The 23,824-nt window shown below is 55.9% G+C and carries 26 protein-coding genes and 2 pseudogenes; 13 read left to right on the top strand and 15 right to left on the bottom strand.

All coding sequences use genetic code 11. From position 1 onward, the window contains the following. The first annotated feature begins 8 nt into the window (after positions 1-8). Complete coding sequence (locus tag H7A77_RS05180; RefSeq protein ID WP_182073899.1) at positions 9-1,574, top strand: DUF3300 domain-containing protein; 1,566 nt, start codon at positions 9-11, stop codon at positions 1,572-1,574. A 53-nt stretch (positions 1,575-1,627) separates the two neighbouring features. Here H7A77_RS05180 and H7A77_RS05175 read toward each other — a convergent pair whose 3' ends face one another. After that, the gene (locus tag H7A77_RS05175) at positions 1,628-1,951 is read right to left on the bottom strand and encodes a heavy metal-binding domain-containing protein (RefSeq protein ID WP_004928400.1); all 324 of its coding nucleotides are present in this window, start codon (positions 1,949-1,951) and stop codon (positions 1,628-1,630) included. A gap of 159 nt (positions 1,952-2,110) precedes the next feature. Here H7A77_RS05175 and H7A77_RS05170 point away from each other — a divergent pair, with 159 nt between their 5' ends. From H7A77_RS05170 to H7A77_RS05135, 8 genes are all read left to right on the top strand, one after another. Continuing rightward, positions 2,111-2,653 (top strand): lipoprotein, encoded by a 543-nt coding sequence (locus H7A77_RS05170; RefSeq protein ID WP_033642535.1) that lies wholly within the window; start codon positions 2,111-2,113, stop codon positions 2,651-2,653. Positions 2,654-2,917: 264 nt separating this feature from the next. Further along, positions 2,918-3,646: an arginine ABC transporter ATP-binding protein ArtP gene (gene artP / locus H7A77_RS05165; protein WP_089192582.1), complete on the top strand. Its 729-nt coding sequence runs from the start codon at positions 2,918-2,920 to the stop codon at positions 3,644-3,646. A 32-nt stretch (positions 3,647-3,678) separates the two neighbouring features. Then, complete coding sequence (gene artJ, locus H7A77_RS05160) at positions 3,679-4,410, top strand: arginine ABC transporter substrate-binding protein (RefSeq protein WP_033642533.1); 732 nt, start codon at positions 3,679-3,681, stop codon at positions 4,408-4,410. A 9-nt stretch (positions 4,411-4,419) separates the two neighbouring features. Continuing rightward, positions 4,420-5,136 carry an arginine ABC transporter permease ArtQ gene (gene artQ, locus H7A77_RS05155; protein WP_025159684.1) on the top strand — a complete coding sequence of 239 codons (717 nt, stop codon included), beginning with the start codon at positions 4,420-4,422 and terminating at the stop codon, positions 5,134-5,136. Continuing rightward, positions 5,136-5,804: an arginine ABC transporter permease ArtM gene (gene artM / locus H7A77_RS05150; RefSeq protein ID WP_182073898.1), complete on the top strand. Its 669-nt coding sequence runs from the start codon at positions 5,136-5,138 to the stop codon at positions 5,802-5,804. Before artQ ends, artM begins: the two co-directional genes overlap by 1 nt. A 199-nt stretch (positions 5,805-6,003) precedes the next feature. Next, positions 6,004-6,738, top strand: coding sequence for an arginine ABC transporter substrate-binding protein (gene artJ / locus H7A77_RS05145; protein WP_015377297.1), 735 nt, complete (start codon positions 6,004-6,006; stop codon positions 6,736-6,738). A 101-nt stretch (positions 6,739-6,839) separates the two neighbouring features. Further along, positions 6,840-7,091 carry a type II toxin-antitoxin system Phd/YefM family antitoxin gene (locus H7A77_RS05140; protein ID WP_004928423.1) on the top strand — a complete coding sequence of 84 codons (252 nt, stop codon included), beginning with the start codon at positions 6,840-6,842 and terminating at the stop codon, positions 7,089-7,091. Further along, entirely contained in the window at positions 7,081-7,365 is a 285-nt protein-coding gene (locus H7A77_RS05135; protein WP_033633469.1) for a type II toxin-antitoxin system RelE/ParE family toxin, read from the top strand. The genes H7A77_RS05140 and H7A77_RS05135 overlap by 11 nt, the downstream gene beginning before the upstream one ends. On the opposite strand, the gene rlmC is transcribed toward H7A77_RS05135, so the two are convergent. The 9 genes from rlmC to H7A77_RS05090 form a co-directional block, all read right to left on the bottom strand. Next, entirely contained in the window at positions 7,362-8,489 is a 1,128-nt protein-coding gene (gene rlmC / locus H7A77_RS05130) for a 23S rRNA (uracil(747)-C(5))-methyltransferase RlmC (RefSeq protein ID WP_182073897.1), read from the bottom strand. The two genes, H7A77_RS05135 and rlmC, sit on opposite strands and share 4 nt — an antisense overlap. Positions 8,490-8,557: 68 nt before the next feature. Continuing rightward, on the bottom strand, positions 8,558-9,037 hold the full coding sequence (locus tag H7A77_RS05125) for a YbjO family protein (protein ID WP_047024958.1): 480 nt from the start codon (positions 9,035-9,037) through the stop codon (positions 8,558-8,560). Positions 9,038-9,198: 161 nt separating this feature from the next. Continuing rightward, positions 9,199-10,044 carry a putrescine ABC transporter permease PotI gene (gene potI / locus H7A77_RS05120; RefSeq protein ID WP_042784088.1) on the bottom strand — a complete coding sequence of 282 codons (846 nt, stop codon included), beginning with the start codon at positions 10,042-10,044 and terminating at the stop codon, positions 9,199-9,201. Continuing rightward, positions 10,041-11,003, bottom strand: coding sequence for a putrescine ABC transporter permease PotH (potH, locus tag H7A77_RS05115; RefSeq protein ID WP_042784087.1), 963 nt, complete (start codon positions 11,001-11,003; stop codon positions 10,041-10,043). Before potH ends, potI begins: the two co-directional genes overlap by 4 nt. A 24-nt stretch (positions 11,004-11,027) precedes the next feature. Beyond that, positions 11,028-12,161 (bottom strand): putrescine ABC transporter ATP-binding subunit PotG, encoded by a 1,134-nt coding sequence (gene potG, locus H7A77_RS05110; RefSeq protein ID WP_004938650.1) that lies wholly within the window; start codon positions 12,159-12,161, stop codon positions 11,028-11,030. A 120-nt stretch (positions 12,162-12,281) separates the two neighbouring features. Continuing rightward, positions 12,282-13,391, bottom strand: coding sequence for a spermidine/putrescine ABC transporter substrate-binding protein PotF (gene potF, locus H7A77_RS05105; RefSeq protein ID WP_033642524.1), 1,110 nt, complete (start codon positions 13,389-13,391; stop codon positions 12,282-12,284). Positions 13,392-13,797: 406 nt separating this feature from the next. Then, positions 13,798-14,277: a YbjN domain-containing protein gene (locus H7A77_RS05100; RefSeq protein WP_004938666.1), complete on the bottom strand. Its 480-nt coding sequence runs from the start codon at positions 14,275-14,277 to the stop codon at positions 13,798-13,800. A gap of 136 nt (positions 14,278-14,413) precedes the next feature. Then, entirely contained in the window at positions 14,414-15,316 is a 903-nt protein-coding gene (gene rimK, locus H7A77_RS05095) for a 30S ribosomal protein S6--L-glutamate ligase (protein ID WP_033642523.1), read from the bottom strand. Positions 15,317-15,371: 55 nt separating this feature from the next. Then, positions 15,372-15,686, bottom strand: a complete 315-nt coding sequence (locus H7A77_RS05090; protein ID WP_033642522.1) for a YbjC family protein — start codon at positions 15,684-15,686, stop codon at positions 15,372-15,374. A gap of 230 nt (positions 15,687-15,916) precedes the next feature. Between H7A77_RS05090 and H7A77_RS05085 the strand changes: the two genes are divergently transcribed. Then, positions 15,917-16,180: a GrxA family glutaredoxin gene (locus H7A77_RS05085; protein ID WP_004938676.1), complete on the top strand. Its 264-nt coding sequence runs from the start codon at positions 15,917-15,919 to the stop codon at positions 16,178-16,180. A gap of 39 nt (positions 16,181-16,219) precedes the next feature. On the opposite strand, the gene H7A77_RS05080 is transcribed toward H7A77_RS05085, so the two are convergent. Further along, positions 16,220-16,609: an inner membrane protein YbjM gene (locus H7A77_RS05080; protein WP_033642521.1), complete on the bottom strand. Its 390-nt coding sequence runs from the start codon at positions 16,607-16,609 to the stop codon at positions 16,220-16,222. A 294-nt stretch (positions 16,610-16,903) separates the two neighbouring features. Here H7A77_RS05080 and H7A77_RS05075 point away from each other — a divergent pair, with 294 nt between their 5' ends. Further along, positions 16,904-18,592 carry an aspartate:alanine antiporter gene (locus tag H7A77_RS05075; RefSeq protein WP_004938680.1) on the top strand — a complete coding sequence of 563 codons (1,689 nt, stop codon included), beginning with the start codon at positions 16,904-16,906 and terminating at the stop codon, positions 18,590-18,592. A gap of 293 nt (positions 18,593-18,885) precedes the next feature. Here H7A77_RS05075 and H7A77_RS05070 read toward each other — a convergent pair whose 3' ends face one another. Beyond that, positions 18,886-19,101 carry an ogr/Delta-like zinc finger family protein gene (locus H7A77_RS05070; protein ID WP_182073896.1) on the bottom strand — a complete coding sequence of 72 codons (216 nt, stop codon included), beginning with the start codon at positions 19,099-19,101 and terminating at the stop codon, positions 18,886-18,888. Here H7A77_RS05070 and H7A77_RS05065 point away from each other — a divergent pair. Both H7A77_RS05065 and H7A77_RS05060 read left to right on the top strand, forming a co-directional pair. Next, positions 19,052-20,131, top strand: a pseudogene (locus H7A77_RS05065) (terminase large subunit domain-containing protein); the annotation flags it as partial. The gene H7A77_RS05070 and the pseudogene H7A77_RS05065 overlap by 50 nt on opposite strands. Further along, positions 20,131-21,163, top strand: a pseudogene (locus H7A77_RS05060) (phage portal protein). The pseudogenes H7A77_RS05065 and H7A77_RS05060, both read left to right, overlap by 1 nt. 35 nt (positions 21,164-21,198) lie before the next feature. On the opposite strand, the gene H7A77_RS05055 reads toward H7A77_RS05060, so the two are convergent. From H7A77_RS05055 to H7A77_RS05045, 3 genes are read right to left on the bottom strand one after another with little or no spacing between them, the layout of a single operon-like run. Then, complete coding sequence (locus tag H7A77_RS05055) at positions 21,199-22,245, bottom strand: SH3 domain-containing protein (protein WP_182073895.1); 1,047 nt, start codon at positions 22,243-22,245, stop codon at positions 21,199-21,201. 38 nt (positions 22,246-22,283) lie between these two features. Next, positions 22,284-22,940 (bottom strand): hypothetical protein, encoded by a 657-nt coding sequence (locus H7A77_RS05050; RefSeq protein WP_182073894.1) that lies wholly within the window; start codon positions 22,938-22,940, stop codon positions 22,284-22,286. Beyond that, positions 22,940-23,797, bottom strand: coding sequence for a hypothetical protein (locus H7A77_RS05045; RefSeq protein WP_182073893.1), 858 nt, complete (start codon positions 23,795-23,797; stop codon positions 22,940-22,942). The genes H7A77_RS05050 and H7A77_RS05045 overlap by 1 nt, the downstream gene beginning before the upstream one ends. Between the last annotated feature and the right edge of the window lie 27 nt (positions 23,798-23,824).

Genomic DNA, 23,824 nt, shown 5'->3' with positions numbered 1-23,824 from the left:
AGTCGAACATGTTCACGCCACGCTATCTGTCCTGGTTGCTCTGTGCCGCCATGCTGCCGCTCAGCGGCTGCGATCGGCAAAAAGTCGCCGACGCGATGGGCGGGAGCGCCCCGCCCTCGGCCGCGCCCGTCACGAGTGCCAGCGCGCCGGCCTATACGCCACTGAGCGCCGATCAACTGTACCAGTTGGTCAGCCCGGTGGCGCTGTTCCCCGACAAGCTGCTGGCGCAGGTGTTGGCCGGCGCGGGCTATCCTGACCAAATCAGCGCCGCGGATGCCTGGCTGGCGCAAAACCGCGGATTGCAACCGGCGGCGCTCAGCTCAGCGGCCGACGCTCAGCCCTGGGATCCCAGCGTGCGCGGCCTGGTGCAATTCCCCGACGTGCTCGATCAAATGGCGAAAAACATCCCCTGGACCACCGCCCTGGGCAGCGCCTACCTGAACGATCCCACCGACGTGATGAACGCCATTCAGGTGATGCGTCAACGGGCGGCCAGCCAAGGCACGCTGAAAAACACCCCGCAGCAGCGCATCGTCGTGGCGCCAACGACGCGTTATGTCGAACAGCAGCCCTATCGCCAGCGCGTGGTGGCGGCGCCGGGCGAGACCATCGTTATCGAACCCAGCCAGCCGGATACGGTTTACGTCCCGCATTACGATCCCTGGCAAGCCTACGGAACGCCGGTCCCGGCCTACCCGAGCTATCAGTATCAGCCCTCGGGCTACAGCGGCGGCGACATGCTGGCTGCCGGCGTGATCAGCTTCGGCGTCGGCATCGCGGTGGCTACCTTGCTTAACCAGCACGACAGCGGCTGGCACAGCTGGGATATGCGCTGGGACGATCGCCGCCAGCCGGTGGTCTACCGCAATGCGCCCTATGTCTCACACTCCACCTCCGTGGTGAATCGCGTCACCAACATCAACCAATATAACAACGTGAACACTGTGAATCGCAGCAGCACCAGCACGGTGAACAACTACAATACCGCCGCCGCGCCGGCGCCCCGCGTCACTCAACCGACGCCCATCGGCGCGCCGCAACAGCCGCACGTCGCGCCTGCGGCCCACGCGCCGATGACGTTGCCGAACTTTGCGCATACCCAGCCGGTGGCGCCTCACGTACAGCAGCCGGTAGCCATACACCAGCCGGTAGCGGCCGTCCCGCACGTGCGACAGCCGGTCATCGCGCCTCATGCACAGCAGCCGATGAGCACGCCGACGTTCACGCATGCCGTTCCGACGGCACCTCACCCGCAGCAGCCGACAGCCGTACATTCAGCGCCGCTACAGACGCATCCGATGCCGGCCGCTGCGCCGGTGCATCCAGCCGTCGCGCGACCGCAGGTTCTGCAGGCCCCGCACGTCACTCAGCCAGTGATCCGCGAACCGGCAGCGCCGCAGCATCCGGCGGCGATAAGCCCGATGCCGGCGCCGCAACAGCGCATCATGCCGCATGCGGCCCCGGCGCCGCAGCGCCATCAGACGTCCGTTCAGCCGATGCCGCATCGCCAGGAGCCGGTGCCCACGAAGCCGCAGGAACACCGCCCAATCGTCGAGCAGCACAAGGTGGGATAAATCAAGAGGATGTCGCCCCGGCGGAATGGCCGGGGCGAAAAGAAAGCATGGCGTTAGCGGCTCACTTTCACCGCGGTGCCGCTGACGGTCACCATCAGCATGCTGCCGTCTTTACCAACGGTTTCATAATCGATATCAATGCCGACCACCGCGTTGGCGCCCAGCTCTTTCGCCTGGTCTTCCAGCTCTTCGAATGCGATCAGGCGCGCCTTGCGCAGCTCTTTCTCATAAGCGCCCGAGCGGCCGCCGACGATATCGCGCACGCCGGCGAAGAAATCACGAAAAATGTTGGCGCCGAGGATCGCTTCGCCGGTGACGACGCCGCAGTATTCGGTGATGGTAAACCCTTCCAGGGTCGGGGTAGTTGAAAGCTGCATCAGAACTCCTTGTTTGATTAATTCAACGTATATATGACCAGAAGATTGGCATTATGTTCGCTTAATCAATGGCACGCAGTACGAATGCAAGGCCAAAAAACGCATTTATACTGTAAGCTATCGGTCTTCATGGTAGAGACTTTCACATAAGGTAATAAGATGAAAACAAAAACGATTGCGGCTGTTTTACCCTTAGCGCTGTTGCTGAGTGCCTGTACCACGGTGGAACCGGCATACAAGGATATCGGCACCCGCAGCGGCAGCTGTGTGGAAGGCGGCCCGGATACGGTCGCGCAAAAGTTCTATGACCTGCGCATCCAGCAAGGTTCCAGCCTGCCGGACAGCAACCGCCTGGCGCAGCTGCAGCCTTATCTGAGCAAAGTGCTGTATCAGGATCTGGTCAGCGCCGCTCAAAATCCGGGCAAGCATCAGATAACCGGCGATCTGTTCTCCGGCAACGCGCAAGGGCCAAGCAGCGCGTCCGTCGCCAGCGCCTCGACCATTCCCAACACCGATGCGAAGAACATCCCGCTGCGCGTTGACTTGAGCTACCAGAAAGACGCCAACAGTACCGTGAACTGGCAAGACGAAGTGCTGATGGTGCGCGAAGGCACCTGCTGGGTGGTTGATGATATTCGCTACCTGAATGTTCCAGCACACGCCACCAACGGCAGCGTGCGTCAGGTGCTGGAAAACCGATAACCCGCACTCCCCGGCCGACGCGGGCCCGCCGCGTCGGTCGTTCCCGTCGCCCCTTGCGCCGCTCAGATTTCGTCCGATAGAAAAAATTTCGCTACCGATCTCACAGCCTGCGCCACAAATCCCCTCCCTCGGCCTGAGTCGCGGTATCTTGTGCTAATCTTTTACTGTCCCGCCGCACACTCATAAATTTTAACGCACAAAGATTGCATAAGTATTCTGTGGAAGTTAACATTTGCGGCATCAATGTCTATTCAATTCTGGCGCATGAGTATTCAACTTAACGGTATTAATTGCTATTACGGCGCTCACCAGGCGCTGTTTGACATCACGCTGGAATGTCCAGCCGGGGAAACCCTGGTGCTGCTTGGCCCAAGCGGCGCCGGGAAAAGTTCATTGCTGCGGGTGCTGAACCTGCTGGAAATGCCGCGTTCGGGTCAGCTAAAGATCGCCGGCAACCAATTCGATTTCAAGCAGGCGCCGGGCGAAAAAGCCATTCGCGAACTGCGGCAAAATGTCGGCATGGTCTTCCAGCAATACAACCTGTGGCCTCACCTCACCGTGGTCCAGAACCTGATAGAAGCGCCTTGCCGCGTGCTGGGTCTGACCAAGGCTCAGGCGATGGAGCGCGCCGACAAGCTGCTCAAGCGTCTGCGCCTGACCGACTTCGCCGATCGCTTTCCGCTGCACCTTTCCGGCGGCCAGCAGCAGCGCGTAGCGATCGCTCGCGCCCTGATGATGGAGCCGCAGGTGCTGCTGTTCGATGAACCGACCGCAGCGCTGGATCCGGAAATCACCGCCCAGATCGTCAGCATCATTCGCGAACTGGCCGGCACCGGCATCACTCAGGTGATCGTCACCCACGAAGTGGAAGTGGCGCGCAAGACCGCCAGCCGCGTGGTGTACATGGAAAACGGCCATGTGGTGGAGCAAGGCGACAGCAGCCACTTCACGCAGCCGCGGACCACCGAGTTTGCCAACTACTTATCACACTAACAATTAACTTGCTGTAATTTGGGGAGTTTGCGATGAAAAAACTAATAATCGCCGCCGTTCTGGCCGGCATCAGCGTTTCCGCCTCCGCAGCCGAAACCATCCGTTTCGCTACCGAAGCCTCCTATCCTCCATTTGAATTTATTGACGCCGGCAACAAAATTCAGGGTTTTGATGTCGATCTGGCCAACGCGCTGTGCAAAGAGATGCAGGCCGAGTGCACCTTCACCAATCAGGCGTTCGACAGCCTGATCCCAAGCCTGAAGTTCAAGCGTTTCGATGCGGTCATGGCCGGTATGGACATTACGCCGGAGCGTGAAAAGCAGGTGCTGTTCACCAAGCCGTACTACGATAACTCGGCGCTGTTCATCGCGCAGAAAGGCAAAATCGCCGACGTGGCGGCGCTGAAAGGCAAGAAAGTCGGCGTGCAAAACGGCACCACTCACCAAAAATACCTGACCGACAAGCACCCGGAAATCACCACCGTGCCTTACGACAGCTACCAAAACGCCATTTTGGATCTGAAGAACGGCCGCGTTGATGCGGTGTTCGGCGATACCGCGGTGGTCAACGAGTGGCTGAAGCAGAATGACGCGCTGGCGACAGTGGGCGCCAAAGTAACGGATAAAGACTACTTCGGCACCGGCCTCGGCATCGCGGTACGCCAGAAAAATACCGATCTGCAGGGCAAGTTCAACGCCGCCCTGGACAAGATCAAGCAGGATGGGACCTATGAAACCATCTACAAAAAATGGTTCCAGCAGTAATACGCCCCGATGAATGAATTACAACCTTTAGCAAGCGCCGCCGGCATGACCGTCGGCCTTGCCGTTTGCGCCCTGATCCTCGGGCTGATTCTGGCGATGCTGTTCGCCGTATGGGAATCGTCCCGCTGGAAAGCCGTCAGCTGGCTCGGCACCGCCTGGGTGACCGTGCTGCGCGGCCTGCCGGAAATCCTGGTGGTGCTGTTTATCTATTTCGGCTCGTCGCAGCTGCTGCTGATGCTCTCCGACGGCTTTACCCTTAACCTCGGTCTGTTTCAGTTGCCGATTCAGCTGGCGATCGACAATTTCGAGGTCAGCCCGTTCCTGTGCGGGGTGATCGCCCTGGCCTTGCTCTATTCCGCCTACGCCTCGCAGACGCTGCGCGGCGCGCTCAAAGCGGTGCCGCAGGGGCAGTGGGAATCCGGCCAGGCGCTGGGTCTCGGCAAAGCGGCGATCTTCTTTCGCCTGATCATGCCGCAGATGTGGCGCCATGCCCTCCCCGGCCTCGGCAATCAGTGGCTGGTGCTGCTGAAAGACACCGCGCTGGTGTCGCTGATCAGCGTGAACGATCTGATGTTGCAAACCAAAAGCATCGCCACTCGCACCCAGGAACCCTTTACCTGGTACGTGATCGCGGCGGCCATCTATCTGCTGGTGACGCTGTTCAGCCAATACGTCATCAAGCGCATTGAGCTGCGCGCCACGCGGTTTGAACGGGGGCCGGTCTGATGATTGAATATTTACCGGAAATCCTCAAAGGGCTGCATACCAGCCTGACGCTAACCGTCGCCGCGTTGCTGGTCGCGCTGCTGCTGTCGCTGCTGCTGACGGTGATCCTGACGCTGAAAACGCCGATCCTGACGCCGCTGGTCAAGGCCTATGTGACGCTGTTCACCGGCACGCCGCTGCTGGTGCAGATCTTCCTGATCTACTACGGCCCCGGTCAGTTTCCGGCGATCCGCGACTACCCGTGGCTGTGGAACCTGCTGTCGCAGCCCTGGCTGTGCGCGATGATTGCGCTGGCGCTGAACAGCGCGGCCTATACCACGCAGCTGTTCTACGGCGCGGTGCGCGCCATCCCCGCCGGACAATGGCAGTCGTGCGAAGCGCTGGGCATGTCGCGCCGGCAGACGCTGCGCATTCTGCTGCCGTTCGCCTTCAAGCGCGCGCTGTCATCTTACTCCAACGAAGTGGTGCTGGTGTTCAAAAGCACGTCGCTGGCCTACACCATCACGCTGATGGAAGTGATGGGCTATAGCCAGCTGATGTACGGCCGCACCTACGACGTGATGGTGTTCGGCGCCGCAGGTCTGGTGTACCTGTGCGTCAACGGCCTGCTGACGCTGCTGATGCGGCTGGTGGAGCGCCGCGCGTTGGCGTTTGAGCGCCGCAACTGAAGCCATCCCCCTCTCCAGCCCCGCCATTGCGCGGGGCTTTTTTTATCCCTATTGCAATATTTAATCATTTATATTGCATTTTAATTCACTCAGTGGCAGGGTTATCAGCAGGTGTCCTCGCAAAAACCTCTGGCGATTACCAGTAAAAACAAACGATAGCGAAATAATCACTTTCAGGATCCAGACAGGAGCTCTACGCATGAAAAAACTGCTGCTTGCCGCGACGATGTTGGCCGGAATGACCTTTAACGCCACCGCAGCCGAGACTATCCGCTTCGCCGCCTCCGCCACCTATCCGCCGTTCGAATCGCTGGACGCCAACAACCAGATCGTCGGCTTCGATATCGACTTGGCCAACGCGTTGTGCAAACAGATGCAGGCGCAGTGCACTTTCACCAACCAGGCGTTCGACAGCCTGATCGCCGCGCTGAAATTCAAAAAATACGATGCGGTGATTTCCGGTATGGATATCACGCCGGAACGCAGCAAACAGGTCGCCTTCACCCAACCTTACTATGCCAACTCGGCGATTGTGATCGCGCAAAAAGGCAAGTTCAGCTCGCTGGCGGATCTGAAAGGCAAAAAGCTCGGCATGGAAAACGGCACCACCCACCAGAAATACATGCAGGACAAGCACCCGGAGATTAACACCGTCTCTTACGACAGCTACCAGAACGCTATTCTGGAGCTGAAAAACGGCCGTATCGACGGCGTCTTCGGCGATACCGCCGTAGTGAACGAGTGGCTGAAAACCAACCCGCAGCTGGCGCCGGTCGGCGAACATATCACCGATGCGCAATACTTCGGCACCGGCCTTGGCATCGCAGTGCGTCCGGACAATCAGGCGCTGCTGGCCAAGCTGAACGCCGCGCTGGACGCCATCAAGGCCGACGGCACCTACAAGGCCATCAACGACAAGTGGTTCCCGCAGTAAGTCCGCATGTGGAGTCGCCCTCCTTCGGCGGCTCCATCGGATTGCTACCGCATCCGGTTAGTGCTAAATTTGATACTGAATTTAGCATCAAGGATAACATCATGACGGTTCAACCCATTCTTGCCGACTCGGCTGTCAGCATCAGCGATTTTAAGAAATCGCCCAACGCCGCCCTTAAAGAGGCACAAGGGCAACCGGTCGCCGTCCTGACCAACGGTAAGATTTCGGGATATTACGTCTCTCCGGAAACCTGGGAGGCGATCGCGGAATACCTGGAAGATATCGAACTCGCTGAAATCGTTCGTTCACGGATGAACGGCAAACGCATTAAGGTCAATTTGGATGACTTATAAGCTTGAATTCGAAGAACATGCGCTGAAGGAATTTAAAAAACTGTCCCCGGTGATCCGGGAACAGTTCAAAAAAAAGCTGGCATCGGTGCTGGTTAATCCCCACGTCCCCGCCAACAAACTCGCCGGTTTGCCCGATTGCTACAAAATCAAACTCAGAGCCTCAGGCTTTCGTTTGGTGTATCGCGTCATGGAAACGGAGATCGTGGTTCTGGTCCTGTCTGTGGGCAAACGCGAACGTTCAGCGGCTTACACCGCTGCCAAAAAGCGCCTTTAACACCGCACCAACAGCGTCAACACTTCGTAGTGCGCGGTATGCGGGAACATGTCGAACAACTGCACCCGTTCGATGCGGTATCCCGGCAACATCTCGATATCTTTCGCCATGCTCTCGGCGTTGCAGCTGGAATACAGAATGTAATCCGGCGCCATCCGGCTCAAATAATCGCACAGCGCCTGGCCGATGCCGCGGCGCGGCGGGTTGACCAACACCAGCTGCGGCACCTGCCCTTCGGCGGTGGCGAAGCGGGTGGAATCGAGCGCCTGAAAATCGACCTGCAGCAACCCCAATCGCTGCGCCGACTGGCGCGCGCAGGCGATCGCTTCCGCGCTGATTTCGATGCCGGTCAGGCGAGTTTGCGGCTGCGCGCAGTGCAGACCGAAACCGCCGACGCCGCAAAACAGATCCCACATGCTGTCGATACCCAGCGCGCGCACCCAGTCGCGGGCGGTGGCATACAGATCGGCGGCCACCTGCGGGTTGGTTTGGAAGAAGCTTTGCGGGCGGATGAACAGCGGCACCTGATTGAACTGTTCCTCCAGCGCCTGCTGTTCGGTCAGCGCGATCTCGCGCTCCCCTTCCATGATCGCCATATGCACCGGCTGAATATTGGCGGAGATCACCTTGAGCTGCGGCAGCTGCTGCTGCAGCCACGGCAGCGCGGCGCGCAGCTGCGCCAGCTTGGTTTCCGAGCGCAGCACGAAGCGCAGCATCACGCCGCCGTCGAGCGTGCTTTCGGTCAGCAGCAGGTATTTCAGCTCGCCGCGTTTGCGCGCCACGTTATACGGCGTCAGGCCGGCGCGGGCGATGAAGCTTTTCAGCACCGCAAACATCGGCGCAAAGCCGGCGGGATACAGCGGGCAGTCGCTCAGATCGACCGGCGTGCCGTCGCGGTGCAGCATGCCGAGCAGCGGGCGCTCCACGCTGCCGCTGACCACCATCTTGGCTTTATTGCGAAATGCGCTCAGCTCCCCCGCCACCGGCTGCAGCCACTGCGCGACATCGCGCCCGGCCAGCAGCGATTGCAGGTGATGCTGTTTGTCAGCCAGCTGCTGCGGATAGGGCTTTTCCAGCCACTGACAGGAGCGGCAGGTGCCCGCCGTATACAAAGCGCAATGCATGAAGATACCGTGAAGTTCAGGATGACGAATTAAGGGCGCAGAGTTTACCACTCCACGCGCCTAAAATCTCACTTGCGCGCGGTGAAGAAGCGGCGGCTGGCGGTGGGGACGAACAGCAGCGCCAGGATCACCGCGTCGGGGATCTTTTGCAGGATCAGAACGTGCAGGATTTGGCCGCTGGTTTCCCCTTCCACGGTGAACACCTCGGGGAAGACGCTGCCGATGGTGGCCAGCAGCAGGTAAAGCACCACGATGCACTGACAGGCCACGTAGCCCCAGCGCCCCCAGTTGCGGCCGCGCATCACCGCAAAACCGCAGCTGATTTGCAGGCACAGCAGCATCAGCCCGGCCAGAAAGATAAAGGTGGAATCCCACGCCTGCGCGCTGGTGCTGACAAACTCCTTCGCACCGTCGACGCCCAGCTCGCCCAGCAGCAGCACCACGCTGATACACTTGATCGCCACCATGGCGGTGCCCGCCACCATCACCGGCACCGGCGCATCCGAAGTCGATCTTATTCCCTGCCCGCTTTTCAGCATGTCTGACATATCCGTGTTCCGCTACGACGCGCCACTGCCCCTACGCCTTTCACATTGCCGCGTTGTTGGCGGCAGTGTGAAATTCATTGGAGCCATTCAAATGGCGCATGTAAAGTCAGGTAGTTAGTTGCAATACTTATTGATTGCAAAAATAGCAGGTTTGTTACGATTCAGCTACGGGCCGCCCGCTGCAATTCACGCGATCGTTGTTTTTCCGAGCGCGCCATAAACCACCAGGCGATCAGGCCGAGAATGCCCACCACCAGCAGGATCAGGCTGGCCAGCGCGTTAATTTCCGGATTCACCCCCATGCGCACGCTGGAGAACACCAGCATCGGCAACGTGGTGGCGCCTGGGCCGGAGACGAAACTGGCGATCACCAGATCGTCCAGCGACAGGGTAAACGCCAGCATCCAGCCGGAGATCAGCGCCGGCGCAATCATCGGCAAGGTGATGACGAAAAACACCTTCAGCGGCGGCGCCCCCAGGTCCATCGCCGCCTCTTCAATTGAGCGATCCACCTCGCGCAAGCGCGAACTGATCACCACCGCCACATAAGCGGTACAGAAGGTGACATGCGCCAGCCAAATGGTGAACATGCCGCGCTCCGACGGCCAACCGAAGGCGTGCCCCATCGCCACGAACAGCAGCAGCAACGACAGGCCGGTGATCACGTCCGGCATCACCAGCGGCGCGGTCAGCATAAACGCGAAGCCGGTCGAGCCGCGAAAACGGCCGAAACGCACCATCACCACCGCGGCGATGGCGCCCAGCACCACCGCGGCAGTGGCGGCGGCGGCGGCGATGGTCAGGCTGAGCCCCACCGCGCTAATCATCGCCGAATCGTGGAACAGTTCGCTATACCAGCGCGTGGACCAGCCGGCCCACACCGTCACCAGCTTGGAGCTGTTGAAGGAGTAAATCACCAGCATCAGCATCGGCGCATACAGGAAGGTAAAGCCGACAGTCAGGATGGCGATGCGCCACGGTGAACGCACTACCGGCAAGTTGTTCATGCCTGGCCTCCCATTTCCTTGTTCTGGTGCTTGTGGAACCACAATATTGGCACGATCAGCAACAGCAGCATGATGGTGGCGACCGCCGAGGCCACTGGCCAGTCGCGGTTATTGAAGAACTCCTGCCACAGCACGCGGCCGATCATGATGCTGTCCGGCCCGCCGAGCAGCTCCGGGATCACGAACTCCCCCACCGCCGGAATGAACACCAGCATCGAGCCGGCGATGATGCCGCCGCGCGTCAGCGGCACGATCACGCTGAAAAAGGTTTTCAGCGGCCGGGCGCCCAGATCCAGCGACGCCTCCACCAGCGAGTAATCCAGCCGGATCAGCGCCGTGTAGATCGGCAACACCATAAACGGCAGGTAGGAATAGACGATGCCGATATACACCGCCAGGTTGGTGTGCAGGATCACCAGCGGCTGGTCGATCACCCCTAACCACATCAGAAAGTTGTTCAGCGTGCCGTTGTTTTTCAGAATGCCCATCCAGGCATAGACGCGGATCAGGAACGAGGTCCAGGAAGGCAGGATCACCAGCAACAGCAGGATGTTGCGAGTCGACGCCTTGCTGTGGGCCACCGCCCAGGCCAGCGGATAGCCGATGATCAGGCAACACAACGTCGAAACCGCCGCCACGCGCAGCGACTGCAGATAGGCGTCGATATACAGCGGATCGTCGGTCAGTTGCAGGTAGTTGGCGAAGTTGAGCGCGATGTTCAGTTTGCCGTCCACCCAGCTCATCAGCTCGGTGTAGGGCGGCACCGCCATCGCCAACTCCGCCAGGCTGATCTTGAACACGATCAGGAAAGGCAGCATAAACAGCAGCGTCAGCCATAAATACGGCAGCGCGATAACCAGCTTGCGGCCATGGGCCATCAGCAGGCGATGGAACAGCGCCCTGAGGGCACCAGGCGCTTTGGCCGGCGGTTCCGGCGCGCGTTCAGAAAGCAGGGTCATACGGGTTACTCCTCACCGGATCCACTACACCGTCAACACGACGCAGCTGTCGGTTTCCCAACATAGACGCACTTCATCGCCCCAGGTGGGCATCCCCTTGCGGAAACGATGGCCGTTTTGCAGCTGGGCGCTGATGATCTGCCCGCTGTGCAGCTTCACGTGGTAGATGGACAGATCGCCCAGATAGGAAATGTGCGCCACTTCCCCCACCGCGAAGTTGCAGCCGTCTTCCGGCACTTGTTCGCACAGCAGGATCTTTTCCGGCCGCAGCGCGACCTGGATCGGCACGCCGTCCACCACCGAGGCGTCCGGATCCACTTTGATCGCATGGCGCAGCCCCGGGCTTTGCAGGATCAGCGCATCGTCGTGGCGCTCTTGCAGCACGCAGTCGAAGACGTTGACCGAACCGATAAATTCGGCGCTGAAGCGGCTGTTCGGATGCTCGTAGATCTCTTCCGGCTCGCCGATCTGCACGAACTTGCCGCGGTTCATGATGGCGATGCGCCCCGCCATGGTCATCGCTTCTTCCTGATCGTGCGTCACCATCACGCAGGTCACGCCGACGCGCTCGAGAATGTCGGTCACTTCCAGCTGCATGCGGTCGCGCAACTTCTTGTCCAGCGCGCCCATGGGTTCATCCAGCAGCAGCAGCTTCGGCCGCTTGGCCAGGCTGCGCGCCAGCGCCACCCGCTGCCGTTGGCCGCCGGAAAGCTGGTGCGGTTTGCGCTTGGCGTACTCCTGCATGTGCACCAGCGCCAGCATTTCCGCCACCCGTTCGGCGATCTCCGCCCGCGGCATTTTGTCCTGCTTAAGGCCAAACGCGATATTCTGCTCCACGGTCATGTGCGGGAACAGCGCGTACGACTGAAACATCATATTGATCGGCCGCTGGTACGGCGGCACATGCGACATATCCTGCCCGTCGAGCACGATCTGCCCTTCCGTCGGCTGTTCAAAACCGGCCAGCATGCGCAGCAAGGTGGACTTGCCGCAGCCGGACGGGCCAAGCAGCGCAAAGATCTCACCCTTATAGATGGTGAGGCTGACGTCTTCGACCGCATTCTGCCCGTCGAAGGTTTTGGTGAGGTTACGGATTTCCAGCAGAGGGGTGAAAACCTTCTGCGACTTGGCTTGAGGACGAGGAATAGCGTCGTTCAATCGGGGTGCTCTCCGGCGTAAAGCGGCACAAAACCACGGCGAGCGCCGTGGCCCAAAACGGCAATGCAGGCGGGGAACACCCGCCTGCCGGTTTACCGACGATGGGGGGCTCCCCCATCATCACTTCCCGCTTTTAACTTTAGTCCATGCGCGGGTAATGACACGGTCCAGCTTCGGCGACTGCACGTTGAGCGTGAACAGCTTGGCGCGCAAATCGGCCGGCGGATAGACGTTCGGGTTATCGCGCACTTCGGCGTTCACCAGCGGCGTGGAATCTTTCACCGCATTGGCGTAGTAAATGTGGTTACTGATGTCCGCCATCACGTCCGGCTTCAGCAGGAAGTTCAGGAACTGGTAGGCGGCGTCCTTGCTTTTGGCGTCCGCCGGCATGGCGAACATGTCAAAGTAGGTCAGCGCCCCCTCTTTCGGGATCGCATAGGCCACATTCACGCCGTTCTTCGCCTCTTTGGCGCGGTTGGCCGCCTGCATCACGTCGCCGGACCAGCCGATCGCCACGCAGATGTCACCGTTCGCCAGATCGTTGATGTACTGAGAAGAGTGGAAATAGCGGATGTTCGGCCGCAGCTTCAGCAGCAGATCGTTGGCCGCGCCGGTGTAGTCCGCCGCGTTGGTGCTGTTGGGATCTTTGCCCAGATAATGCAGCACGGTGGCGTAGACCTCGCTCGGCGCATCGAGGAAGGAGACGCCGCAGCTCTTGAGCTTCTCCAGGTTTTCCGGCTTGAAGATCAGATCCCAGCTGTTGACCGGCGCGTCTTTGCCCAACGCCGCCTTCACCTTGTCGACGTTATAGCCGATGCCGGTGGTCACCATCATGTAAGGGATGCCGTATTTGTTGTCTTTGTCGTTATGCGCCACCAGCTTCAGCATCTCGGGATCGAGATTTTTGTAGTTGGGGATCTTGCTCTTGTCGAGCGGCTCGAAAATGCCGGCCTGCGACTGACGCTCGAGGAAGTTGGATGAAGGGACCACCAAATCGTAACCGGTGCTGCCCGCCATCAGTTTGCCTTCCAACACTTCGTTGGAGTCAAAGACGTCGTACACCACTTTGATACCGGTTTCTTTCTGGAATTTGGCCAGGGTATCCGGCGCGATATAGTCGGACCAGTTATACACGTGCAGCGTTTTCTCTTCGGCTGACGCCGTGACGGACGCGGCCATCAACAGACCGGCAACCACACCCGATAACCACTTTTTACGTTGGGTGACCATCCGTAACTTCCTCCAAAACAGGGTAAATCATAGAATTGAACTTGTATCTGCAGCGATACAAAACCTTTCCTGATTGAGCGCAATCGTTGCAACCGCGAAATGAATGGCTATGCATATGATTGCATGCGCCTTTTTGCACTGCCCTGCTCGCGTGGTTACAAGGGAAATCGCAAGCCCTTTGCAGAATCAGCAGCATAGCCGCTGCCATCGCAACCCGCCAGCCCCCAGGGTAAAAAACGCCATTTATCGATTTTTTATGCAATTTTTCTCTATGTGATACGGCATTAACGGCGTAAAAGCCGAGAAAGATCGGGCGGCAGAGGCCTAAGTGCAGAATATTTAATTGCGGAGGGGAGTCACGGCAGCATGCCGCCGGAGCGACGGCATGCTTAAGGTACAGCGAGGATCAGTGCAGCATCGGCTGACGCACGGCGCCAGCGGGGATCTCTTCTTCGTCGCCCATAAACAGCAGATCGTTCGCCCGCGCCTCGAGGATCACCATCGAGACCTGCTCTTCGCCCTGCTGCATGAAGTGGGTGAACTGCTCGTAGGTGATGCCGACCGCCACGCTCAGCGACTGGCAGACGATCAGCTTCGGCAGGTTGTCGTCCTGAATGTCGACAAAGGCCTTGATGGTCAGCGAGCTGGCGTTGATCTGGCTCAGGTCCGCCACCAGCGGGATCAGCGCGGTCGGCTTCACCTCGGCCAGCGCGGAGAACAGAATGACGTTGTCCACCAGATCTATCTTGGCGTCGAACACACCGTCGAAGTTCTGCATGTGCGGCAGGTGCAGCGCCTGGCAGGAATCGCACTCAAAGAAAGAAATGCCCGACTGATCCAGCCAGCGCCGCAACAGCGCCAAATCGGGGACAATGAGTGAATCCATAATAACCAGCCTCACAATATTCAAAACGCGAAAAGGCGCATAGCTTACGGAATATTCACCCGATACGCCACGATCAATGCGGCTTAATTCACTAATTAAGATATTGCTCGGCGGGAAAAGCGCAACGCGCGTACCGTCAGCCGCCCGATTTCAGGCGGAACCCCGGCCGGCCGCGCTGCTCGATGTATTCGATCATCATGCCGGCAATATCCAGCCCGGTAGTGGTTTCCACCCCTTCCAGCCCCGGTGAGGCGTTGACCTCCATCACCAGCGGGCCGCGCTCGGCGCGCAGGATATCCACCCCGGCGACGTCCAGCCCCAGCGTGTTCGCCGCTTTGACCGCAATCGCCCGCTCCCTGGCGGTGATGGTCACTTTGCGGGCGCTGCCGCCACGGTGCAGGTTGGAACGAAACTCGCCGGGCTTCGCCTGCCGCTCGATGGCGGCCACCACCCGGCCGCCCACCACCAGGCAACGCACGTCGCGGCCCTGCGCTTCGCGCACGTACTCCTGCACCAGAATATGGGCGTTCAGGCCGCGAAAGGCGTCGATCACGCTTTCCGCCGCCTGGCGAGTTTCCGCCAGCACCACCCCGATGCCCTGCGTGCCTTCCACCAGCTTGACCACCAGCGGCGCGCCGCCGACCAGTTCGATCAGATCGCCGGTATCGTCCGGTGAATGGGCGAAACCGGTGATCGGCAGATCGATACCCTGCCGGGCCAACAGTTGCAGCGAACGCAGCTTGTCGCGGGCGCGGGTAATGGCCACGGATTCGTTGAGCGGGTAGCTGCCGAGCAGCTCGAATTGGCGCAGCACCGCGGTGCCGTAAAAGGTGATGGCGGAACCGATGCGCGGGATCACCGCGTCATAACGCTCCAACTGACGGCCGCGATAGTGAATGGTCGGCGCCGCCGGGTTGATGTTCATATAACAGGAAAGCGGATCGATGATATCGATGCTGTGCCCGCGATCTTCCGCCGCTTCACGCAGCCGCTTGCACGAATAGAGCGATCCGTCGCGAGAAAGAATGGCAATTTTCACTCGTCACCCCAAAAGGCCAATGCCTGCCCCGCAGGCGGGTTAGCGGCCGCGGCGCTCAGGCGCGCGGATCGCTGTCCTGATGATTTTTCGATGCGTCCGCATCTTGCGGCTTGCGGCGATCGTTTTCCGGCGGCAGGCCGCCGCGCATCAGCGGCCCGAACCCCTGCACCACGCGCCATACCAGAAACGCCGCCGCCGGCACCATCAGCGCCACGCCGAGGAAAATCATGCCGACCGCCGCCTGCTGCGACGCCAGCCAGCCCGGCAGCTGCAGGTGCCCGTGAATGCTGAGGTAGGCCAATACCAGCATCACGATGCCCAGCCCTTCCAACACCAGCACTGGGCGCGGTAAGTCACCGAATGAACGCATATTTTTCTTCTCCAGAAGGTCTGCCCCCAGTGTAGTGAATTCCCGTCGACGACGACAGCCCCGGCAGACTAATTGGTTACATGAATCAGATTAACAGGTAATTCCTGCTTTTTTTTCACCGCCTCAACGGGCATAGTAGGCGCCATCTGACGCAGGTAATGACTTTTTCGGTGACGGGATGTCGTTGCGGTAGCGAACAATTTTTTGAAAATCCAATTAAGGAGCGTTGCATGTTTGCAGTAATCTTCGGGCGTCCTGGCTGTCCTTATTGTGTCCGCGCTAAAGAACTGGCGGAAAAACTGACTGAAGAACGCGACGATTTCAACTTCCGTTACGTTGACATCCACGCGGAAGGCATCACCAAGGCCGATCTGGAAAAAACCGTCGGTAAACCGGTTGAAACCGTTCCGCAGATCTTCCTGGACGAGAAGCACATCGGCGGTTGCACCGATTTCGAAGCTTACGCTAAAGAACACCTGAACCTGTTCCAGTAAGTTTTTGAACGACAAAAAAGGCGCTTAACGCGCCTTTTTTTATTGCCGCTGCCGCCGATGCAGCTGCTGGAGCGTGTGCAACAGACCGAGGGCGAACAGCATCAGCATCGCGCCGAACACGCACCAGAACACCGCGCTGGTGGCGTAAGCCAGCTCCTGCCAGAACGAATAGGACGGCGTCAGCCAGAAGTGACGGATCAGCAGGCAGAGCGGCAAGGCATAAAGCGCCCCCAGCAGCGGACACAGCAGCCGCTTGCGGCTCGACAGATAGCTGGCGATCGCGCCGGGGATCACAAACAGCAGCAGGCCGGTTTCCCCGTGGTGCTCATGATCCGTGCTGCCGAACAGGCCGGTTTGCTGGCCGAGAAACACCAGGTTGAACAACAGAAAACAGCTGAGAATGCCCAGCCAATATCGATAACTCGTCATGCGAATTCTCCCCCGCCCAATTACCGCATCAATAGAAATCAGCCCAGCCACCCGTGAGGTGACGCTGAACCGAATTTTTTCCTTGGCCAAAAGAGAGTTAAATGCGCACGGCGGCGCAGGAAATCAGCTTTCTGTGCTGGCTGTCATCGGTCATAGCGTCTAGAATGAACGCTGCCGAACGATGGTTCGCTTCGCTTTCTGCTGGTGGTGATTTATGACGTCGTTTTAAGGCTGAATTTATCTCTTATAGTTATCTATATCAAGCACTTACTGGTAAACAATAAGTTATCCTCCGTGAACATAAACGTCGCTAGTTTGTTAAACGGTAACTACATTCTGTTACTGTTCGTGGTACTCGCGCTGGGGCTGTGCCTCGGTAAACTCCGTCTGGGCTCCGTCCAACTCGGTAATTCCATTGGCGTTTTAGTGGTTTCCCTGTTGCTCGGCCAGCAACACTTCGCCATTAACACCGAGGCGCTGAATCTCGGCTTCATGCTGTTTATTTTCTGCGTCGGGGTGGAAGCCGGGCCTAACTTTTTCTCGATTTTCTTCCGCGACGGTAAAAATTACCTGATGCTGGCGCTGGTGATGGTCGGTTCGGCGATGGTGATCGCCATCGGTCTCGGCAAGCTGTTCCACTGGGACATCGGCCTGACCGCCGGCATGCTGGCCGGCTCGATGACCTCCACGCCGGTGCTGGTGGGGGCCGGCGATACGCTGCGCAACACCATCGTCAACGGCCCGGCGCTGCTGGCGGCGCAGGATCATCTGAGCCTCGGCTATGCCCTCACCTACCTGATCGGTCTGGTCAGCCTGATTTTTGGCGCGCGCTACCTGCCGAAGCTGCAGCACCAGGATCTGTCCACCTCCGCCCAGCAAATCGCTCGTGAACGCGGCCTGGACACCGACAGCCAGCGCAAGGTCTACCTGCCGGTGATCCGCGCCTACCGCGTCGGCCCCGAGCTGGTGGCCTGGGCCGACGGCAAGAACCTGCGCGAGCTGGGCATCTACCGCCAGACCGGCTGCTACATCGAACGCATCCGCCGCAACGGCATTCTGGCCAACCCGGACGGTGACGCGGTGCTGCAGGTGGGCGATGAGATTTCGCTGGTCGGCTACCCGGACGCCCACGCGCGGCTGGATCCGAGCTTCCGCAACGGTAAGGAAGTGTTTGACCGCGATCTGCTCGACATGCGCATCGTGACCGAAGAGATCGTGGTGAAGAACAGCAACGCGGTGAACAAACGCCTGAGCCAGCTGAAGCTGACCGACCACGGCTGCTTCCTCAACCGCGTGATCCGCAGCCAGATCGAAATGCCGATCGACGACAGCATCGTGCTCAACAAAGGCGACGTGCTGCAGGTGAGCGGCGACGCGCGCCGGGTGAAGAGCGTGGCGGAGAAAATTGGCTTTATCTCGATTCACAGCCAGGTGACCGATCTGCTGGCGTTCTGCGCCTTCTTCATCATCGGCCTTTTGATCGGCCAGATCACCATACAGTTCAGCAACTTCTCGTTCGGCATCGGCAACGCCGCCGGCCTGCTGATGTCCGGCATCATGCTCGGCTTCCTGCGCGCCAACCACCCGACCTTCGGCTACATTCCGCAGGGCGCGCTGAACATGGTGAAAGAGTTCGGCCTGATGGTGTTTATGGCGGGCGTAGGCCTGAGCGCCGGCGCCGGCATCGGCCACAGCCTGGGCGCGGTCGGCGGCCAGATGCTGATCGCCGGGCTGATCGTCAGCCTGGTGCCGGTGATTATCTGCTTCCTGTTCGGTGCCTACGTGCTGCGCATGAACCGCGCCCTGCTGTTCGGCGCGATTATGGGCGCCCGCACCTGCGCACCGGCGATGGAGATCATCAGCGATACCGCGCGCAGCAACATCCCGGCGCTGGGCTACGCCGGCACCTACGCCATCGCTAACGTGCTGTTAACGCTGGCGGGTTCACTCATCGTGGTGCTATGGCCGGGCATACTCGGCTGATCGATTAGCGAGAGAGATGGATCGGCGATAAAAATATTTTGATTTTTTTGTCGCCGGCCAGAACTTTCGTTGGGGGCCGCAGTCTGAATTAGTGCCACTGCTTTTCTTTGATGTCCCCATTTTGTGGAGCCCGATAATCCCGCCTTTTAGGTTCAAGATTATCGGGTTTTTTGTTGCCTTGAAAAAATATCCTTATAAAACAATGCCGCACAAAGCACATAACTACCCTGTGGCGACAAAGTGGCGACAGCCATTTTACGGGCATAAAAAAACCTGCTTTCGCAGGCTTCTTGTTAAATCCAAAGTGTTCCCTGATTGCTTCGGGTTGGGTGTGGCGGAGCGATATCAACTTTGCCCGGTGATACGATCTGCCGCTGAATAGATTCCAACGTCACAAAAGTACAACTGCAATTTATGTTTTGGCATTGATGATAACGCTCTTTAGTGTTCCCACTAAGAGATCCGATGGTGCTGCCGAACGGCTCCCGCCTGATGTTCCTCGGCACCAACGTGCGCACCGCGCAGAGCTACACCGGCAATCTGTATCTGGATGAGTATTTCTGGATACCGAAGTTTCAGGAGCTGCGCAAAGTCGCCAGCGGGATGTCGCTGCACAAGCGGTGGCGCACTACCTACTTTTCCACGCCGTCGAGTCTGGCGCACTCCGCTTATCCGTTCTGGCCAGGGGAACTGTTCAACAAGGGGCGCCGCAGCAAAGCCGATCACGTTCAGCTCGACCTCAGTCACAGCCACCTGTCAAAAGGCGTGCTGTGCGGCGATGGGCAATGGCGCCAGATTGTCATGGTTGAGGATGCGCTGACCGGCGGCTGTAACCTGTTCCTCGATCAGCTGTCGCTCGAATACAGCCCGGCAGAGTATCAGAACCTGCTGATGTGTGAATTTGTGGACGATACCGCGTCGGTATTCCCGTTCGCCGAGCTGAAAGGCTGCATGGTCGATCCTTACGCCGTGCGGCCGTTTGGCTATCGCCCGGTGTGGATCGGCTACGACCCCTCGGAAGCCAACGGCGGCGACAGCGCCGGGTGCGCGGTGATCGCGCCGCCAATGGTGGCCAGGGGCAAGTTCCGCGTGATCGAGCGCCACCAGTGGCAGGGCATGAACTTTGCCGCTCAGGCCCAGAAGATTAAAGACCTTACCGAAAAATATTGCGTGGAGTACATCGGCATCGATGCGACCACCGTCGGCCAAGGTGTTTTCCAGCTGGTGCGCGAGTTCTTCCCGGCCGCGCGGGAAATCAAATACACCCCGGAAATCAAAACCGCCATGGTGCTGAAGGCAAAAGACACCATCGGGCGCGGCTGTCTGGAATACGACACCAGCCACACCGACATCACCGCTGCCTTTATGGCGATCCGCAAAACCATGACCGCCAGCGGCGCGCGCTCCACCTAGACCGCCAGCCGCAGCGAAGAAGCCAGCCACGCCGATGTCGCGTGGGCAATCATGCACGCCCTCTTAAACGAACCGCTGACCGCAGGCAGCGGCCACAGCAGCCCGAACATTTTGGAGTTTTACTGATGAGCAAGCGCAAAGGCCGCAAGGCATTTACCACCCCGGCATCAGCCCCGGCAGCAGAGCAGAAGCAGGATTTTGAGGCTTTCACCTTTGGCGAGTCGTCGGCTGTGCTGGATAAGCGGGAAATTCTGGATTACATCGAGTGCACGACCAATGGCAAGTGGTACGAGCCGCCAATCAGCTTCGATGGGTTGGCACGTAGCGTGCGCGCCGCTGTGCATCACAGCTCGCCGATGTACGTTAAGCGCAACATTTTAGCGTCAACGTTTATCCCGCACCGGCTGTTAAGTCAGCAGGAGTTTAGCCGCTATGCGCTGGATTATCTGGTATTTGGTAACGCCTTTTTAGAGGTCAGGAAAAATCGACTCGGAGAACCACTGCACCTGCAGTGTTCACCGGCAAAATACACCCGCCGGGACGTTGTACCTGATACGTATTGGTTTGTGCAAGACTGGAAAGAGCCGCACCAGTTTGCATCGGGTAGTGTGTTCCATCTGATTGAACCAGATATTAACCAAGAGCTTTACGGCTTGCCGGAGTACCTCAGCGCGTTGAATTCAGCGTGGCTGAATGAAGCGGCGACACTGTTCCGCCGCAAGTATTACCAGAATGGCGCGCACGCGGGTTACATTCTTTATATATATGACCGACGCAGCGCAGAGCACCAGCGACGTCGACAGAATGCGTCAAGCAATGCGAGATACAAAGGGGTTGGGCAACTTCCGCAATTTGTTTATGTACACACCGAACGGCAAGCCCGATGGCATTAAAATCTTGCCGCTGAGTGAAGTCGCTACCAAAGATGATTTCTTCAATATCAAAAATGCTACTCGAGATGATTTACTGAGTGCTCACCGCGTGCCGCCTCAGATGATGGGGATTATTCCGAATAATACTGGCGGGTTTGGGGATATTGAGAAGGCGAGTCAAGTATTTGTACGAAATGAACTAATACCATTACAAGAAAGGATAAAAGAGTTAAATTATTTTCTAGGGGATAACATAATAAATTTTTCAAAATACGACCTAAAATAAAATTATAGGCCACAAGCAAGTGGCCTTGAAAAACCTCAATACTTAAACCTTTCCGTATAACGAGTAAACACCCATCCAGTAACTGCTTGACCATCTTCACACTTTACTTCAACTTCTATCCAGTTCTTATTTTTTGAAACAACAGAGACAACTTGCCCCAAAACCAGCTCGTCAATTACATTGTGTTTTATTGATGGCCCATCTCTTAAGTTAACGAAGTTCTTAGTAATAAATCGCACGTTTGATTTATCAATACTTGTCAGTGGCAATGATTTTATTTTTTTTATTTTCTCACTATCGTTTCCGCTTTCACTTGACAAATAACCTTGTACTATTTCAGTAATAATATTAACAGCAACACCGGTCGTCGTGTCTCTTAAGATAGGAGCCAAAAAGTATACCATCACAAGAATAATGTAAAATTTTAAATTTTTGGGGATACTATCTAGAAATAAAATTAGTTTACTTTCGCTATCAACCTCATCAAGTTTTTCCAACTCATCTTGATAAGTTGCTAATTCAACATCTGAAATGCTATAGGTTTCCTCGATCCTATCACTTATAATTTTGGGAATAGGTACATAATCAGCTCCCTTGGTACTCACAAAGGAGTTTTCTTTTAACCATGCCTCTATATAGCTAATCATGCTCTGCTGCGGCATTATTTTAGCGAGCGATTCATACATTTTCTCATAGTCAAAAACCTCATCATGGATACTGGAGTTTATTTGACTTGAAATTTGTTTGTAACCTTGATTTTTAGTAAACCTCTCAATCAAATCAAACATTCGTCGAGAATAACTCTCAACATTAGACATGGTTGAAAAATATCTCTCAAAAACATTATTCCTTTTGACATACCGAGATAACTCATTATTTATTAAGCTCACATCACCAGCCATCTTACTAATAGCAGAAATAGTCTTATCATGATTTGCTAATCGATTAATCTCATTGGCCGCCAAAGAAACCCTCGCGAGGGTGTTGATAATATTTTCATTTCCAATTATGTTCTGGAAATTCTTAGAAATAATGGTATAATCAGCAATGTTAATCACTTCTTTATTATTATCTTCTTTCATTTAATAATTCCCACACTAAATTCAAATGCGACTACTCCTCACGGGGCAACTAACTCCACATCCGCACCTTGCAATACTTTCTCAGCCACATATAATGGAATAAAATTCCTTATGTAAAACAAAAATAGCCTGAACTGTAAGAACACAACAACGCCGATCAAAAAAACACCAACACAGTATTCATGCCATATATTAACATTCATGCCAATAATTATTGATAATATTACTGCCATAATGTATTCAATGTTTACACTTAAACACTTCATCTTTATTTTTTGCTTATCTAAATCAGAAGAAAGATCTTTTGAGAGATAATAATTAACAAGTTCATCGTTAGATTTCAGATTTTGATATTTATTTTTTAGCTCTACAGTGAGTTTAACTATATCATGTCGTTGTATCATAAAACTGAACGTTTTTTTATTCAACCACTCAAATAGCCGCCCCAAAAAAGTAGTAAGTGCTATACAAATTATCAGTTGTAACACTGATATGTTAGCAATTAGCCCCGATTTAAAGTCAAAGATAAACCCGACCTTTACAACATCAAATGATTGTAATAATGGCGTTTTATAATTCCAGCAAGAATTAATAGATAACATTAATAAAAACAATATTAAAAAACGATGCATTGGGTATTTTGACACCAATTCATCAATATATTTTTGCTGTATTGTTTTTGCTAACTCTTCCATTATGCCAACCTAACAAAATAAACATCACCTGACATCGGGTCATATGAACCATATTCTATATATGGGCAACCAATAAATTGCATCGAAGTTTCACTTTCAAAAAATGACACTGCCTCTTGGAAATCACTTTTTTTTGTAAAAAATAAATTTGCAATTGAATTATTATTAGTGTTAACTATCTTAGCACTATTATTATAGCGATCCATTTTAGAAATCGTTACATTATACAACACTGGGTCACCTAATTTCTTCTGCGTAATAACCTTATGAAATGCAGTTGCTTTAGGTTTATCAAACTCAAATTTTGCAGTTTTATTCCCTTCAAAATAAAATTCCAGAGTACTATCCCCTGAATGTGAAGAGCGAATAATTGATAGTATTTGATCAATTTCTCTAACTATAGCTCTATCGCCATATCGTCGTACTGCTAAGTTATCCGGTGAATTCAAGAGGTTTTGGTAGCTTTTTGCTTTTACAACACCAGAATCAAGTTGAGCCTTTCGAGTTTCAACCGAGCGTTCAATACTCTCAGCCTTATTACTAGCATCTTTTTTAGCATCATCAACCGCATCATCAATTGCCTGCATAACTCTATCAATTACTTTTTTTGTAGTAGCATTCTGAGTAAGGAAGTCTATTATATACCCCCCCTCTCTTGGCTCTTGGACAAGCAACTCTACTTCTTCGTAATATGAATGATGCATTTTTGCATATTTTTTTAGAGAACCATCGTGCATTTCTAAAAAAGCACGATCAAGAGAACTTTGTAAGTGCGTAAATGATTTTGCTAAAGTACGAAGCGAAACCTGATGGTTTGGCGCTATATCGCCATCAAAATGTAGTTGTACCTTTGCCATTCTAGATAATCCGTTATAAATAATTTA

This window comes from Serratia sp. ME47, from assembly GCF_903970925.1.
GTDB lineage: Bacteria > Pseudomonadota > Gammaproteobacteria > Enterobacterales > Enterobacteriaceae > Serratia > Serratia ureilytica.
Note: the sequence above shows the minus strand (reverse complement) of the source record. Positions and strands in the feature narration are given on the sequence as shown.

Coding starts and splice junctions, on each gene's coding strand:
- potI (WP_042784088.1), bottom strand. CDS start 10,044: ATGAACAACTTGCCGGTAGTGCGTTCACCGTGGCGCATCGCCATCCTG.
- H7A77_RS05080 (WP_033642521.1), bottom strand. CDS start 16,609: ATGACGAGTTATCGATATTGGCTGGGCATTCTCAGCTGTTTTCTGTTG.
- artJ (WP_015377297.1), top strand. CDS start 6,004: ATGAAAAAACTGCTGCTTGCCGCGACGATGTTGGCCGGAATGACCTTT.
- H7A77_RS05125 (WP_047024958.1), bottom strand. CDS start 9,037: ATGTCAGACATGCTGAAAAGCGGGCAGGGAATAAGATCGACTTCGGAT.
- artQ (WP_025159684.1), top strand. CDS start 4,420: ATGAATGAATTACAACCTTTAGCAAGCGCCGCCGGCATGACCGTCGGC.
- H7A77_RS05180 (WP_182073899.1), top strand. CDS start 9: ATGTTCACGCCACGCTATCTGTCCTGGTTGCTCTGTGCCGCCATGCTG.
- artM (WP_182073898.1), top strand. CDS start 5,136: ATGATTGAATATTTACCGGAAATCCTCAAAGGGCTGCATACCAGCCTG.
- H7A77_RS05100 (WP_004938666.1), bottom strand. CDS start 14,277: ATGGATTCACTCATTGTCCCCGATTTGGCGCTGTTGCGGCGCTGGCTG.
- H7A77_RS05045 (WP_182073893.1), bottom strand. CDS start 23,797: ATGGCAAAGGTACAACTACATTTTGATGGCGATATAGCGCCAAACCAT.
- potH (WP_042784087.1), bottom strand. CDS start 11,003: ATGACCCTGCTTTCTGAACGCGCGCCGGAACCGCCGGCCAAAGCGCCT.
- rlmC (WP_182073897.1), bottom strand. CDS start 8,489: ATGCATTGCGCTTTGTATACGGCGGGCACCTGCCGCTCCTGTCAGTGG.
- H7A77_RS05175 (WP_004928400.1), bottom strand. CDS start 1,951: ATGCAGCTTTCAACTACCCCGACCCTGGAAGGGTTTACCATCACCGAA.
- H7A77_RS05055 (WP_182073895.1), bottom strand. CDS start 22,245: ATGAAAGAAGATAATAATAAAGAAGTGATTAACATTGCTGATTATACC.
- H7A77_RS05085 (WP_004938676.1), top strand. CDS start 15,917: ATGTTTGCAGTAATCTTCGGGCGTCCTGGCTGTCCTTATTGTGTCCGC.
- H7A77_RS05090 (WP_033642522.1), bottom strand. CDS start 15,686: ATGCGTTCATTCGGTGACTTACCGCGCCCAGTGCTGGTGTTGGAAGGG.
- H7A77_RS05140 (WP_004928423.1), top strand. CDS start 6,840: ATGACGGTTCAACCCATTCTTGCCGACTCGGCTGTCAGCATCAGCGAT.
- potF (WP_033642524.1), bottom strand. CDS start 13,391: ATGGTCACCCAACGTAAAAAGTGGTTATCGGGTGTGGTTGCCGGTCTG.
- H7A77_RS05135 (WP_033633469.1), top strand. CDS start 7,081: ATGACTTATAAGCTTGAATTCGAAGAACATGCGCTGAAGGAATTTAAA.
- artP (WP_089192582.1), top strand. CDS start 2,918: ATGAGTATTCAACTTAACGGTATTAATTGCTATTACGGCGCTCACCAG.
- artJ (WP_033642533.1), top strand. CDS start 3,679: ATGAAAAAACTAATAATCGCCGCCGTTCTGGCCGGCATCAGCGTTTCC.
- H7A77_RS05050 (WP_182073894.1), bottom strand. CDS start 22,940: ATGGAAGAGTTAGCAAAAACAATACAGCAAAAATATATTGATGAATTG.
- H7A77_RS05170 (WP_033642535.1), top strand. CDS start 2,111: ATGAAAACAAAAACGATTGCGGCTGTTTTACCCTTAGCGCTGTTGCTG.